At 40.9% G+C, this 15,315-nt stretch carries 13 protein-coding genes; 1 reads left to right on the top strand and 12 read right to left on the bottom strand.

The window, feature by feature from the left end; all coding sequences use genetic code 11:
* Positions 1-7: 7 nt before the first annotated feature.
* The 7 genes from HRU23_17090 to HRU23_17060 form a co-directional block, all read right to left on the bottom strand.
* Positions 8-703 carry a response regulator transcription factor gene (locus HRU23_17090; GenBank protein ID NRA55856.1) on the bottom strand — a complete coding sequence of 232 codons (696 nt, stop codon included), beginning with the start codon at positions 701-703 and terminating at the stop codon, positions 8-10.
* 30 nt (positions 704-733) lie between these two features.
* Positions 734-1,423, bottom strand: coding sequence for a hypothetical protein (locus HRU23_17085; protein ID NRA55855.1), 690 nt, complete (start codon positions 1,421-1,423; stop codon positions 734-736).
* 9 nt (positions 1,424-1,432) lie between these two features.
* On the bottom strand, positions 1,433-2,149 hold the full coding sequence (locus tag HRU23_17080) for a hypothetical protein (protein NRA55854.1): 717 nt from the start codon (positions 2,147-2,149) through the stop codon (positions 1,433-1,435).
* A gap of 185 nt (positions 2,150-2,334) precedes the next feature.
* Complete coding sequence (locus HRU23_17075) at positions 2,335-3,387, bottom strand: hypothetical protein (GenBank protein NRA55853.1); 1,053 nt, start codon at positions 3,385-3,387, stop codon at positions 2,335-2,337.
* Positions 3,384-4,790: a hypothetical protein gene (locus tag HRU23_17070; protein NRA55852.1), complete on the bottom strand. Its 1,407-nt coding sequence runs from the start codon at positions 4,788-4,790 to the stop codon at positions 3,384-3,386. Before HRU23_17070 ends, HRU23_17075 begins: the two co-directional genes overlap by 4 nt.
* Before the next feature lie 3 nt (positions 4,791-4,793).
* Positions 4,794-5,333, bottom strand: a complete 540-nt coding sequence (locus HRU23_17065; protein NRA55851.1) for a hypothetical protein — start codon at positions 5,331-5,333, stop codon at positions 4,794-4,796.
* Between the two features lie 121 nt (positions 5,334-5,454).
* Complete coding sequence (locus tag HRU23_17060) at positions 5,455-6,738, bottom strand: GGDEF domain-containing protein (GenBank protein ID NRA55850.1); 1,284 nt, start codon at positions 6,736-6,738, stop codon at positions 5,455-5,457.
* Positions 6,739-7,230: 492 nt separating this feature from the next.
* On the opposite strand from HRU23_17060, the gene HRU23_17055 reads away from it, so the two are divergent.
* A complete protein-coding gene (locus HRU23_17055) occupies positions 7,231-8,238 on the top strand; it encodes a FecR domain-containing protein (GenBank protein NRA55849.1) in 1,008 nt (335 codons plus the stop codon).
* Positions 8,239-8,555: 317 nt separating this feature from the next.
* On the opposite strand, the gene HRU23_17050 is transcribed toward HRU23_17055, so the two are convergent.
* From HRU23_17050 to HRU23_17030, 5 genes are all read right to left on the bottom strand, one after another.
* Positions 8,556-8,888 (bottom strand): DUF3325 domain-containing protein, encoded by a 333-nt coding sequence (locus tag HRU23_17050; protein NRA55848.1) that lies wholly within the window; start codon positions 8,886-8,888, stop codon positions 8,556-8,558.
* Positions 8,885-10,537 carry a PepSY domain-containing protein gene (locus HRU23_17045; GenBank protein NRA55847.1) on the bottom strand — a complete coding sequence of 551 codons (1,653 nt, stop codon included), beginning with the start codon at positions 10,535-10,537 and terminating at the stop codon, positions 8,885-8,887. Before HRU23_17045 ends, HRU23_17050 begins: the two co-directional genes overlap by 4 nt.
* Positions 10,537-10,815 (bottom strand): DUF3649 domain-containing protein, encoded by a 279-nt coding sequence (locus HRU23_17040; protein NRA55846.1) that lies wholly within the window; start codon positions 10,813-10,815, stop codon positions 10,537-10,539. Before HRU23_17040 ends, HRU23_17045 begins: the two co-directional genes overlap by 1 nt.
* A 59-nt stretch (positions 10,816-10,874) precedes the next feature.
* Positions 10,875-12,785 (bottom strand): sulfotransferase, encoded by a 1,911-nt coding sequence (locus HRU23_17035; GenBank protein NRA55845.1) that lies wholly within the window; start codon positions 12,783-12,785, stop codon positions 10,875-10,877.
* A gap of 170 nt (positions 12,786-12,955) precedes the next feature.
* Positions 12,956-15,238, bottom strand: coding sequence for a carbohydrate binding family 9 domain-containing protein (locus tag HRU23_17030; protein ID NRA55844.1), 2,283 nt, complete (start codon positions 15,236-15,238; stop codon positions 12,956-12,958).
* Between the last annotated feature and the right edge of the window lie 77 nt (positions 15,239-15,315).

The raw sequence follows: 15,315 nt of genomic DNA, 5'->3' as shown, positions 1-15,315 counted from the left end.
GGCCAGGTTAAATAAGTTGTTCAAATTTATAACCCACACCCCACACGGTATGGACATATTGTGGTTGCCCAGGGTCTGATTCTAATTTGGCCCGTAGCCGGTTAATGTGTGAGTTAACGGTGTGCTCATACCCTAGGTGATTATAACCCCACACAGAATCAAGTAACTGGGCCCGACTAAAAACCTGACCAGGATGGCTGGCTAAAAAATACAGCAAATCAAACTCGGTTGAGGTCAGAGGCACCGCTTTATCTCCCATCATCACTTTATGACTTGCTGGCATAATAGTCACCGACCCAACACTTAAATTACGCTGTTGCTCTTTAACCAACTCAATACTCGAACGCCTCAATAACGCGCGCACCCGCGCCATAAGTTCTCGCACCCCGAACGGTTTAGTTAAATAATCGTCAGCGCCGATTTCTAGCCCCATTACCCTGTCAGTTTCGGTGTCGCGCGCCGTTAACATCATAATAGGTGTTTGCTGGTCAGTTAACCGAACTTGACGACAAATTTCCATGCCATCAACGCCTGGCAACATAATGTCTAAAATAATTAAGTCAAATTGACCCGACAAGGCCAGTGCAAGCCCTTGAGTACCATCCTGGCTTTGCTCGGTCACAAAACCAGCCTGATTAAAATTGATCGCCAATAAATTAATCAGATCATGTTCGTCTTCAACAATCAGTACTCGTTGGGTCATTAGTTTTCCTTGTTAATCATACTTAATTGATTATTCAATTCGTTCAATGGTGAATTTAGCCACTTTTGATTCAAATCGATGTGACTGATTAAGCACTGAGCTTGTTAAGCCATCATCTTGAGTAACCACACCTTGATGCGCGGTAACAAAACCAACATCGTCTCGCGTCGCATCAAAGCCAATACCATTATCGGCAGGTCCTGGCATAGTGTCAGTACTTTCGGTGTTTTTCTCAGTGCCTGCATCATATACAGTTGCCAGCATTATCATTGACTCACCCGGCATTAAAGCAGAGATGTCATATTGTTTTAGACCGGTAAAAGCATCATTTGTATTCACCAACATGGTTGCCGCGCTATACATCAGCATTTGATGGTATGGAACCGTAATTTCGACCGACTGTGACATGCCGGGTGCAACGATGCCATCGCCAGAGTTTGCGGCCATAATGGCAGAGTCACTGAGAAAATCTGTGGTGTCTCCACCTTCAGCCAGTTTTTCTAGCCCAAGGCTAGCTGCCATTCCAACCTGCCATGGGTTATATTGCGCTTGATGCAACGCAAACGCCAAGGGTGAAAAAGGCTGATTATTGGTTAGGTTGTGCACCGTTAACCGATAACTAGCTTGCTTAGCATAATCATCGTCACTTTCATTGTCGGAGCAAGCCACCAGCGTTGCACCACACAATACCACGGCAGCTATTTTTGTTAATTTGTTCATCACCGCCTCCTATTGCACCGTAATGGTTACTTTTAAGACCGGATTTAACCAGCGATGAACGGTATTGTCTAAATCACTAAGCCCTGCTGCCGCGTCGTCATCGCCTAAACTGCCGCGATGAATATGAACCGCCATATTTTGTTCAGTGCTTGTCACGCCACTACCGCCCGTGCCTGATTTGCCACTGGGATCTGCTGGAATGCCTAATACTCCCGGCGCGCCAGAGTCTGCTGTGATAAGTTCGTTGTTCGCTTCGGTGCCAGCGTCATAGGCATTAACCATTAAAGTATACGTGCCGGCTTGGGTTGGAATTGACCAACTGTCGATCCCGGCAAACGCATCGTTGGTCGGCAGCAACATAGCGGCTAACGACAGATTGTCACCGGCATTAGCACTAATATCAAAACTGGCTACGGATTGCCCTGGCATTAATAGCCCGAGGTTAGGGTTTTTAACCACCATCGCCCCTGCCGCTACGGCGTCGGTATCTAATCCCGAAATATCGCCGCCTTCAGCCATCGCTTGCAGCGAGGTTGATGCTGCCATGCCAGCTTCAAAAAATTGATGGTCGGTTTGATGGGTTGCGACGATAAACGGCGTGAAATGAATACCTTGGGTTAAATTAGTAATCTCTAGGCTTAAGGTGGCGGCATGTGCCACCGAGCCAAACGCAAGCAGTGTGGCACAGCTAAAACTACGCAGTACGGGATATGTTAGTTTATTCATCGAGTTACTTCCTATTAGTGAGTGTGTTTAACACTATACAAAGCAGATCTCGCAAATTTATTCGTTAGTTATCACAAATTCATCACATTTGTTGTTTTGGCTAATAACCTATTCAATTGATCGCCCAACCAATGTCCATAAAGTCGACTGTCCATTCAAGCCAGTATCACTCAAGTGAACTAAATTTATGCTGGCCCCAATGCCAGGCGGTTTTTCGGATCTGTTAATGATTCAGCCTGACGCAGCTGGCTTTGACTGCCGGCGAGGATCAAGATAGCTAATATGCCAAATATTGGTAAATGACCGATAATTTCGGTTGGTCCAGACAATATCGTGGTGATAGTAAAAAACGACAGCAAGCACAACGCGATGAATCTTGTCGCCCAGCCTAACATTAATAAACCGCCTAACGTCGCTTCAAATACACCAGCGGCAAACACAAAATGTAAATGAGTATATTGCTCAAAACCTAGCTCGAACATAAAGTTATAAAAAGGAAAGTCTTGAATAAATAATAAGGCGGCGCCAGGTTCTAGCAATTTATTATTGAAGGCTAAGGTAATTAATTGTGCGCCCAAGGCGAGCCTAACGATCACAAAAGCTAAGTGTTGCAGCTGGGTTTTATTGATATAGCTAAAAATATCTAACCGCTGGTATAACTTGTGATCATTGGCGTTGATGGTTGGCGCAATGCAAAGGTACGCCAAACCAACACCAATAATTTCAAATAAATAATCAAAGCCGGTTGCCATTGAAAAAACGATTGGTAATGACAAGCCGACTAAGATCAACGCGACACCGGTTAAGCTAATCGAGATGCATGACAGTAAAATAGCGGCTACTTGTGCGACAACCCCAAGCATCATCAAAGACGGTGGTAAAATTAAGTTCGGCGCAAAAAAATCGCCCATCATTAAATTAGCAATAAATAATAGGTTTAATAATAAGATTAACACCAGCCATTGGCCGTTAAAAGCAACCTTAATGGGTTCACTAATCAAGTGATAAACTCTGCTAGCAAACGTGCAGGTGCCGATAGTGCAACGGTTGAGGCCATCGAGATATTGACTCACCAGCAGCAGCGTAATAGCCCCGCTTAGGGTCAGTAAGTTGATTGGATCTAACGCAAAACTAACCTGCGGGATCTCTCTGTCGATGATAAACCAACGGACATGAGCCGTGGCACTGCCACTTAACGTAATAGAAAATAACGTCAGTATCTGAATAATATATTTCATAATAAAGCCTTACGATCTTGGATAGCAGATTTTTTTATTGATTGTTGTATTGATGGTTTTTTGTTGGTGTTCATTTCAACAACTGGCGGTTGTAACCAGCTATTTTCGACGGCAGGTGGCGAGCTTAATGTTAATAAAAAAGCCTTGAGCTGTTTTAATTGATGCGGCATTAACCGCAACGGCTCTAAGTCATAATGAACGAGGTTGTTTCTTGGGCTTATCCCAGGCTCTAATTGCGGTTGAGCCTGATTATAATAGGTTAAAACAGCCATTAACGAACTGATGCTGCCATTGTGCATGTAGGGTGCTGTTTGTGCGACATTACGCAATGTCGGCACTTTATACGCAAATTTAAGTTCAGCTGAATTGCGTTTGGCAAAGGTTAACTCAGGGCAATTGTGCGGCGTATCACTGTAAATGCCACGGCAATTAAACGGACTTTGCAGCGCTAATTCAATGCCAGCAATCCGCCCAGTGTTTTTACTCGTCCCTTGATTGACAATGCCAGTCACCTGAAAGTCATGATTGGTAAACATGGGGCCGTTATGACAACGTAAACACTGACTGCTGTCGTCACTAATAAACAACTTTAACCCCGCTTGCTCCTGCACGGTTAAAAGGTTAGAAGTTTGCATGCGATTAAGCTCACTCGCAAAATGGTCAAAGCGAGATTTAGCTGGCATTAATAGCCGTTCGTACGCTGCAATGCTTTTACCAATATTAGCGAATACTTGGTTAACCTGTTGTTGTTGGTGCAAAGGGAAATTATGCCATGTCGCTGCGAGTTGCTTATCTAATGCCGTCGCGTTATTAGCATCAATCAATGGCATGGCATCTTTCGGCACATTAGGATCGCCTAACCAACCGGGCAACTGACCAAAGATAGCTTGATACTCGCTGTGATAATGGCTAAAAATTAAATGGGCTAATTGCAAACGATTAGCGCCGTGCTCGGCCGGATTTTCTAACGGGCCTAATGCTTGAGACCATAGGCTGTCGGCCCGACCGTCCCAAAATAACCACGCGCTGGTTGCCACGCCAATAATCGACGGAGTATGCATTGCCGTTATCCCGATGCCCTGTGACAACACCTGATTATCAGTAAATGCCTTAGCTGGGTGATGACAACTGGCACAAGCAACTTTGCCATTGCCACTCAAGCGTGGGTCAAAAAATAATTGATAACCTAATTTAGCGGCATTAAGATCATCACGCACTGCGTTACCAGGGTCGTAGAGGCTTGTTTTGGCGGCTAAGCTGCTTGGATCGGGTAAAACCAAACTATTAATCAACTTTATCTCATGCGCCGACCAAGACATCTGCTGGGTATTATCACAACTGACCAAAATTAAACTAACCAAGATCAGCATGACATATTGATAAAGTGTATTGCTAATGCCCACTGTTTAAGGCCTTAGTTCAAGGTTTAATTGTGCAAAGTCTGACAGTGTTTCGACGTTGATGTTAATCGTCCACTGGCCAAACATTTGAAATTTTAAACCTTGGATCAAAAAGTGAATTTGTTGATCCGTACCGACGCTAACTTCCCCAATCATTGGCTTGGTCGCTAAGCCATGACCATGAGCTGCCATGCCACCTGTGACTGTAATATTGTGGTGACTTATATCTGCATTGCTAAAATTGTTTGAATCTAATATCACTAAACTTACGCGCCAAGAATGCAGCTTGTTCAGTGCAATTGTACCAACGGGCTGTAGGGTTAACTCAAAGGAACCACCGTCTGAAATGATTTTATATGGTTGAGTGACCTGTTGATCACTAAGATTAATAACCATTTGCGCCGTGCTTTGCCATGGCAGCAACAATAAACAAATCATCACCATAAATCGACAATACCGCACAGCAGCAATTCTAGCCTCACCAATGTTTAAAGGCTGAGGCAATGGTCTATTTAACGGCTTAAATGGAGCGCGGTTGATACACATCGGATGACTTTACAAGATTTTATTGGGGCTCATACTAAAACATTAGAAAAACAAAAACAATGACACCAATCAATATCATTCCTATTAGCGTAACTAGAGTCAGTATGGGGCTAACTTAAAATCACGATGGGTCAGCAGGATTTATTCGAGTAAATGAACAAATTTTATTTCGGCCACTATTTTTGGCCTGATACAACGCAAAGTCGGCATTTTTATACATAACAGTCAAAACTTCACCTGGCGGGATGATGCAAAATAAGCCAATGCTAATGGTGCAGCTTATATATTGTCCTTGGTATTCTATTTGGGTACTTTCAATAGAGAGCCTTAATCGTTCAAGAATCAACTCAGCTTCGTTTAAATCTGTTTCGGCAAACAATAAACCAAATTCTTCTCCGCCTATCCGACCAAACACATCAAAACTACGGATACTATTGGCGCAGCACTGGGTCAGTTTAATCAACACATCATCGCCAGCCGGATGGCCAAACTGATCATTAACCGCTTTAAAGTGATCGATATCTAAAATTGCCAGACTTAATGGCTGTGCACTTCTTACGTGTTTGTTCCAATGTTTCTCTGCGGTCGAAAAAAATGCACCTCGATTGAGTATGCCGGTTAGTGGATCAATCCGGGCGATCATTATCAGCTCTTGTTCTAATTCTTTTCTATATTCTATTTCAGCTTTAAGCTTGATGTGTTCTTCTTTTAAATCAGCACTTATCGCTTCGCTTTTTTCAAGGAAGTAGTGTCTTGAGTTTTCAAGCCACATAGAAATTATGGTGCAAAAAACGTAGGTAATAATAAACCGTACTTTGAAACTAGAAGAATAATTGTAAACGTCTATCGACAGTATGTTTGTTTGGCTAAAAGCAACAATGGCAATAAGTAAAACAAGTGTTGACCACATGCCACCTTCCTTTTTACCAAATAAAAAGCAACAAATTAGTGGCACAACATAAGCCCATAATACTTTTGAACCATCGGTCCCGCCAATGATGATCATATAACCAACTAAAGAAACAAATATGAAAGTATTAACACGGTAGACTAAATTTACATTTTTAACGTGTTTAAGTAACAGCCCTCCTATCATCAAACCAAATGCTGCAACTAATGTGAAAATAAATATAAAATTGTTCGCTATGAATAGGTTATACAGACCAAAAATAAGCATGGTCGGAATACCCAACAGAATAAAAATAATATAGTGCTGAATACGAATTTTTTCTTGTTCAGAAACCTGGGCCGATGCTGAAAATTCGCTAATTTTAGCATGCAGCCATGTCAGGGTTTTTTTAAACATTAACGCTCCCTTACTTTGAAGACAACAAAGTAGTAGATTTAGAACACGGTCTAAAAGAACTATAGTACATGTATTGGTAACTTCGATTTTTGCTGGCACCAATATCTAAATATGGCTAGAAAAACGAGTATCTTTGGCGAGGAGTACTTTGATGTATTGAGAGATAGTGCCCAATAAAAATCTCTAACCGCTGCCGTTGTAAAATAAGCACATTTAAGTGATGGATTAAAAAGAATCAGGCCGTTTTAACGCATAGGGCATTACGGCACAGCAGTCACGTTGAAGATTAAAAATGGTAAGTTAAACCCTTAATGAAGAATTGCTGTTAAAGCGTTGCAGTAGTTTCTGTAATAATACTTCTGGCTACGACTATTATATGTCATGCTATGAAAAACCCGTCAATAAAGCGCATTAACCTGCTGAAATTATAAGCTAAATAATGAAGTTAGCCCAGTTAACTCTATTGAGCTTGAATCGCCTAATGGGACTAAGCTATAATCCAAAAATATAAGATTATTTTTCTCTATATAATATAAATTGGTTCTTAGTTTTATATTGCCGATTGTTGATATCAATCAAATGAGTTTCGCCATGAATCATAATTCTTCCAATATTAAAGATAATAATACCGTAACAGATCAAGCAGTTGACTGGTGCATGCGAAGACACGACAATGAATTAACTAAACAAGAGCAAGCAGAGTTTGATGCCTGGATTAAAAGTGATAACCGTCACGCACATGAATATGACAAAGCACTAAAAATTTGGAATTTAAGTGCCCAACTTCTGCCTGTTTTTTCCGACCAAGCCAAGTTCAATAATGATCTAGTTGATGACTCAAATGTTTACCAACATCCACGCTCAAATTGGAGTACATTCGCGCAAGTTGCTTGCATGGCAATGTTTGTTATTCCGGTTTTAGGCTTTGTTGGCTGGCAAACTAACTTAATACCTAATAGTTTTCATAGCTATACGGCAGAGCAAAGCAGGCAACAGCATACGTTACCTGATGGCAGTGTTGTAGAACTAAACGTAAATACACAACTGAGTTATGCTAATTACCGAGATCGCCGCCAAATTACACTTAATCAGGGCGAAGTCTACTTTGATGTCGCACATAACAAAGAACACCCTTTCAAGGTATCTACTGCCTCAGGAGAAATTACGGTCACCGGGACACGTTTCAATGTATGGAACTATCTAGACAATGTCGCTGTTTCTGTTACGCAAGGGTCGGTTAATGTTAAGAACTCATACGCTGAGACTAACCTAACCCCTGGATTACAAACAAAATTCAGCGCATCAAACCCACAACTTCTCGTTAAAAATGTAGAGACTAATCAGGTGCTTGCATGGCGAAATGGACAATTAATTTTAGATGATCTGTCACTTGCTGAAGCGATACCTCTCATTAATCGTTATTTGAAAGAAACACCTTTATTTTTAGCTAACCAATCAGTCGCTAACCTACGCATTGGCGGTATATATCACATTGAAAAAATGGATAATTTACTAACAATATTAGCGGAAATACTACCAATAAACATAAATCAACAAGATGATGGCAGCATGCTAATTTCTAATCAATACAGCAACTGAAATCGTTAATTTCAAAAATACACGTGTTAAAGACTACAAAAATTAACCCTACTACCAATTTAATAGGCCAGATCACCTAAAATATTGCTAACTTCGTAATACATTGAAAGTGTTAATGTTTGATAAAGCAAGTTTGTGCATCATGGATGCTGCGAGGGTTGAATTACAACGACTTGCTGTTGTAACAGCAATAATACCGAATGACCAATAACTGGCTGTTGAGAACGACATGGACAACGTTATCTATAGAACAAATTTACCTGTAGGTAACGTTACCTACAGGTCATAGGTAACATCGCTAAGGTTAAAATTTTCCTTTATATTATACTGGTGTAACAAATACTAGAGATAAAACAAACCAAGCCAATAGATGTCAGCCATTGTGGTTTATAAGTTAAAAGCAGCGACTGCAACAAGGCCACTAGTGTTAATAACCCCAAATAAACAACCAATCCGTAACCTAGACCTTGTACCGCAATAAATAGACTCATCGCCAGTAACAAAGCGGCATATCCGCAAACTCTAAAAATAAACAACTGCCGTAAAGAAGCCATTTTCTTTTGCGGGTAAAGCTGTTTAAAATGTCGTTTCATTGACAGGCTGATTAAAAAAAAGCCTAAAAGAATCAATCCAACAGCAATGGCGATCATAACCTTGCCTCATTTGTCGTACGCGTTACGTTATTCATGTGAATGTTTTGAGCAGATACAGTAGCAATTATTGGCGTTACTTCTTGCTTACCATGCATTCGATAAGCTGCGAGGCCAAAACACCCAGAAAAAAGCAACATCGTAAAATCAAAACCGGCCAAGACCCAATTCCCATTAACCAAGCTATTAGCCAAATGTACCTCTGTTGTTAGAAAATTAAGCATAGGCAACAAGCCAAAAAGCATGGTGGCAACAGCAAGTTGATCAACCCACATTTGCGTAGTGGAACGTTTGCCAGCAAGAAAATAAGGATAAGCTAACATAACCGCCCAACTAATAAACAAGCCGTTTATTTCCCAATGTTCTCGTCCTTCAAAGCTTGCAGGTAATAGTCGGTTAAGCCAAAAATAAACCGCAATGCCGATAGGTAAACCAACAAGCGTGCCAATGTTAATACGCTCAACAAAAATAAGGCCTTTGCTCGCTAATCCTTTTTTTTGCGCCCGCTCACGTCGTTTGCTGGCCCACAAAATCATGCCCGAAGCGATCATCCCTGCGCCCATTAAGCCCGAAATAAAATATAACCAACGTAACAGATAGCCAGAAAATTTACCTTCATGCAAAATGGTCATCGTGTCACGAAACGTCATTGCTGCACTAGATGACTCACTGCCCTGGCTGCTATGTTCTAATTCAGCCGTTACGGCGTTGTAAGTGAAGCTTTTGCCATCTGACAGGCCGTCATAGCCGTACTGGGAAACCTCAATATGAGCATTGATATCACCACGATTTTCAATACCAATGTAGGCAATATTGTTCTGCCCTATCTGCTTATCTACGTCAGGCAGTATACTGCTAAGGCTAATATTTTCAGCAGCAACGCCAGCAAAATCCTTATGCGCTTCACCTTGTGAATAGACAGCCTCGTAAAAACGGTCTTTATTGACTTCACCAACCCCATAAGAGGCGCCTATTAACCCTGGCATAGTGGTATACATTAAAAAGAGTAAACCACTATAAGTAATCATTAAATGAAAAGGCAGTGGCAAGACACTTAATACATTATGCATATCACGCCATGAATGCTGTTTTTTCCCAGGGCGAAAGGTAAAAAAATCTTTAAAAATTTGTTTATGAATAACAATACCAGTAATTAAACCAACCAGCATGAACATGCTGCATAAACTCGTTAACCAATAAGCTAATACAGTGGGCATATAATGTAAGGCGTAATGCATTCGGTACAAAGTGCGACCGCCCCCCGTCTTCCTAACGATTAATGGTTCACCAGTATCTAAATTGAGCACTTCGTCGTGCCATTTGTCGACCATTTTACCGTCTTTATCTTTAGACTTTTCAGTCCAGTAAATAGCTAACGCCGAGAACCGGCCGATGGGAAAGTCGACCCACCACTGTAACGAATCAGGCGCGACTTTGTTTAACCGCTGCTCTGCAACATTGAGCAACTGTTGTTGGTCAATTTCTGCGGCTTGTGGTATTTCCGGTTGCATCCAATAGGTTATTTCATCATTAAAATAGCCAACGGAGCCCGTAATAAACATAAAATACAACACAGTAGCAACCACTAAACCGGCCCAAGTATGCAGCCACAACATTGATTGGCGAAAATTTCCCTTTGCAGCACTCACTATGTTATCTCCGGCATAAATAGGTAAACAACACTGGCACATACCACACTAACTAAAATGATACTGCGCCAAACTTGCCGTAAAGACGCAACCGAATAAACCCACATAACGATTGCCGCATATATTAAATAACTCACTAACATGCCAGTGATTACACCTGAACCGTTTGGGCTAGCCAGCAGATAAGACAATACAATAGATAGCAAATTGCTCAGTACGTAGCCACCAATAATAGCGGCAAATGCACGAGAGCAAATGGCAAAAGATTCTTTTTGCATAATATTAGCTAAATGATTATTTATTGATGTTCTGTTATTAGCGTTATTCATATTAATGATTAATCTCTGGCGTCATCATCACTGAAAGCGGAATATAAATCGGGTAAATACGGCTGGTATGCTTTCCAGCGTTCTACCGAGCGAGTATATATTGGCTGGCGTACCTGCCAACGACTCGGTGTTTGTACCGCTCGCTCATTTTTATGGAAATTTAAACATTCGTCATGCCAAGGTACTCCAAGAAACTCAATTAAGCCTGACGCTTGACCCGCTAAATCGGCCACGGTGTTTTCATAAGGCATATCAAAAATTTGCAGTGGTAAAACAGCTTGCCAATGTGCCATTATTCGCTGGTATTGCTTTCTGTAAAAAGCTAGATCATTAAAGTCAGTAGACCATTGTTGATCTGGATTAAAGTTTTCCATCCAAATTGACAGCGCATTATCACGCCCATTACGATGACAATGAACCACTTTAGCGTTGGGAAAAAGTAACGCTGCAAAACCAAGTTGGAAGAAATTTAACGGTGATTTATCGCTAATTCTTACATGGTCTGTTTGTGTTCCATCGCGTAACGATTCAAGATATTTGCCTGCCAGCAGCCTACTTTGCATATTGCCATCTTTAGCACCCTCGGCTGTCGGCTCAGCTAACAGCAATGCTGCTTGCCACATCGCACTGTCTGCATCACCATTTTCTGATAATGTTAATGCCGCTAGTCGGCCAAGATCAGCTAATTCGCCAGCACCGTGTAATTGCGGATGTGCCGATAATATTTGTTCGGTTAATGTTGTGCCAGAGCGCGGTAAACCGACAATAAATACTGGTTGGTCGGTGCCTAAACCTAAACGTTTGTGCTTAGTAAAGAATTCAGCGGTATAGGTATTAATCATCTGGTCCACCCGAGCTGCCAAGGCTGCTCGATCTAATCGACCTGCGGTAGCTTGGCGTGCACTGCTCGCTAATAAACCTGCTGATGCTGCCGCTTGATAATCTTTACGTTTATTATGGTATTTAGTTAAGCCATAACCAATCAAGGCTTTGGCTTCATCTTTGACCTTCTCATCACGTAATGTCGACTCACCATATTGCATCCAGTTTGGCGTGTGTTGCTGCTGTGCATGCTTAGCTATCGGTAATAATTCAGGCTCAGCGTCTTTTGGTAATAACGACAAATATTGACCTAAGGCCATGGAATGATCGGGGCGTCGGTTTAATACATTTAAATACGCAGACAATGCACCATCGGCTTCTCCCATATCCTCAAGCGTACGGCCTAAACCTAGCCAACCTTCAAGATGATCAGGATTCATGCCTAATGATTGCCTAAATAGCGATTCAGCGCGTTTTACTTTGCCATTTTGCGACATTTGGTTACCTAAACGGCTACGAGCAGCAACCAAACTAGGATCTTGCTTTACTGCACGCTCTAGACACTCCAAGGCGTCTTCGAACTGACTTGCTTGAATTAATAACGTGCCAAGGTTCAAATATGTTTCAGCGCGGGTATCATCAATCAACAAAGCATTTTTTAGCGCGCTAAATGCTAAGTCGCGTTTACCCATTTGCTTGCATGCGGTGCCAAGGTTATGCCAGCCATCAGCAAATTTAACATCAATCGTTATCGACTCATTAAAACATAGGCAGGCGTTGTCCATTTGCCCTGCTATCGCATAAATTCGGCCTAAATCAGACCATGCCTGGGGATCATCAGGTGTTAAAGCACAGGCACGCTTACCTGAAGTAATCGCTGAGCCGGGTTTATTGCTGGCAGCGTGTAACAAACCAAGGTGTCGATGGGCTTGGGCATCTTCGGGATGTTGCTCAAGGTGTTCATTACAGACACTAAAAGCTAACACCGCATTGTTTTCATCTAACGCGGCATTCATCTTCTCAGTTAATGTTTGGCTGCCACCAGCCACTGTCACCGCGTCATTTTTAGCGGTGTTTTCAAATATTGTATCAGTCATGTTTGAGCTACTCCCCCAACTTGATGGGGTTAAATTATTGGCGTTAAAAGGCTTCATAAAAATATTATGGTTATGTTATATAAACGTACGAGATTCATAATAATTTAATGTATTTTTAATTACCTTTTATTACAACAACTTACAAAGCAAGAGCATGACTAACACATTGGCTAAAAAGCGTAACTGAACTTGGTAAACACCGTTCTATCGGTACGAATAAATTGCTGAGTGTCATCTTCAAAACCATTGTCGGCGTAACCAATATAAAACAACGTTTGGGGGTTAATAGTGTAAGAATATAAAAGTTGAGTCGTTAGGTATTCTTCATGTTTATTAATAGAATCGTCGTACAGGTATAACTCAGGATTTTTTTCAAGTTTGGTATATTGCATAATAAACCGTAATTGTTGACGGCTATTAAATTGCCAAATTAACTTAGTATCAATCACATCAGCATTATATAATTCGCCGCCATCAACCGTTAAATATGAATAGTCATATTCAGCCTCAAGTTGAAAGTTCTGATTAATTTGCCAGTTTATATGGCTCGCTATTTTAAAGCGGGTACCTAATTGCTCATTACTATAATCAATTTGATCGCCGTATCTCATAAAGCTTGAAACGGTAATATCAGCAATCGGCGTAAATTCTAGCCATAGCGTCATTTGATTTTCTCGATAATAGCGTTCTTGGTATAAACTATTAAGACTCTTAATGCCTAACTCGATAGTCGATTGTTTTGCACCTTCGAATGTCATCGAAAAATATGTACCTTGTTCTAATAACCTATTGTCTAGGTCCCAACTTTTATCCCAATCAGCACTGATTTTAAATTGATTCATCGAAATTGCCGACATCCAGGTATGTTCACTTGCAAACCAATCTTTGCTCCCTCCTAAACTTATCCCTTGAAAACTAACCTTTGACTGAAAACCTAAATCGGCACGAAAATCTGTATCAACTCGATTTAACTCGCCAAACAAACTGAAATCTGCACTGCGGTGATCAAGGTTTATCAAATAGGCTTGCCCTGATTGAAGCGCCTTTAAATCATAGTCTTGTTGTACTTGCTCAGGGTTTTTCGTATCACTGTTAGCGAGTTGGTAATTAACACTGGTTTGGTTATTAATCCAGTAAGAGCCATCAATCGATAGTAACCTGTTGTAATAACCGTCTGCTTCACGGCTTGTCAGTAACACACCGATGTTATTGAGTTTGCCCATGTCTAGGCGATAACGCGCTATTAGAGCCGTACTTTTGGCGTCTACTTTAGTTAAACTAGAACCTTGATTACTTGGAATTAATATATTGGTTTGCTGGTCATCAGCAACCATAACGCCATATAAATGGTCATTGGTTTTACCGGTCAATTTCAGACCATAAGTAGGATCTGCAATATTGCGACTATGGACAAAACCAAACAAAGGCGTTGTTAAGTAGTCGGCCCCATCAACAAAAAACTGCCGTTTCTCTTCATAATAAAGGGCATCGTTAGTATTAATCGCTAACTGAGCATCGTCTGCTTCTACTTGGGAGAAATCCGGGTTAAGCGTGGCGTTTAATAGTAAATTTTGGTTTATTCCCCAACGTACATTCAAACCCACATCTTTTTTCACCTTGCCTTGTTGCCAACGCTGTGCATTATTTGCGCCTGCAAGGTCTTTTATATCGGTACGCCCTACTGTTACCGTAGGGGTTACTTGAAAGTTTTGGGTCTTTTTAATATTTTTAAAACCAACCAATGGCTTATACTGACAAATAACACATTTACGGTTGTGATCTTGTTGATAGTTCGCAATTTCGACTAAGTTGTCTCGCGGATAATTACGTTTAACAGCAATATTCCAAGTCAGTTCTTTTCCGGTATCGGGAAACCTTAATACATGAAAAGGAATGCTCATTTCAACCACATAGCCCTCATCATTAATCTTACCGACACTTTGCCAAATAGCATTCCAAGAATGGTCTTCCTCTTCATCCTTATCGTCACTTTCTTTTGTGGTCATATCGGCCTGTGCGCCAAGCGGGTTAACAAAAAAACCAAAACCTGATCGTTTATCATTGTAAGTATCAATAATAATACCGACATTATCATCTGTAAAAATATTGTCGTGCTTACGTAAGTTAGCTCTTATATTTTTAGGATTTGGATCAAACGCTTGAATGGCAATATGTAAATGGCTGTCATCTTGATACAAATAAGCAATAGTTTTAACCGGTGCAAGGGCATTGTAGATAGGTTCGTTTTGATATTTTAATTCAATACGCGTAGATTGCTGCCATACGGGTTCATCTAATACACCGTCTAAAGTCGGGGCATTAGTACCATAATGCAATAGATACTTGGTTTGCATCGGCTTTTTAGTTTGATCTTGAGTAACTTCAACAGAAACAACAGAATAAGATGCTAACAATAGAATACTTGATAATAATTTAAATAACGTTAAGCGCAAGAGTTCACCTTTTTGAAGCCCCTTTACAACTGTTTAAAACTCATAATCAAGCGAAATAAGCATTATTGTTATTAATG

This window comes from Gammaproteobacteria bacterium, assembly GCA_013214945.1.
GTDB lineage: Bacteria > Pseudomonadota > Gammaproteobacteria > Enterobacterales > Psychrobiaceae > Psychrobium.
The sequence above is the reverse complement of the archived record's forward strand: the minus strand, read 5'-3'. Positions and strand labels throughout refer to the sequence as shown.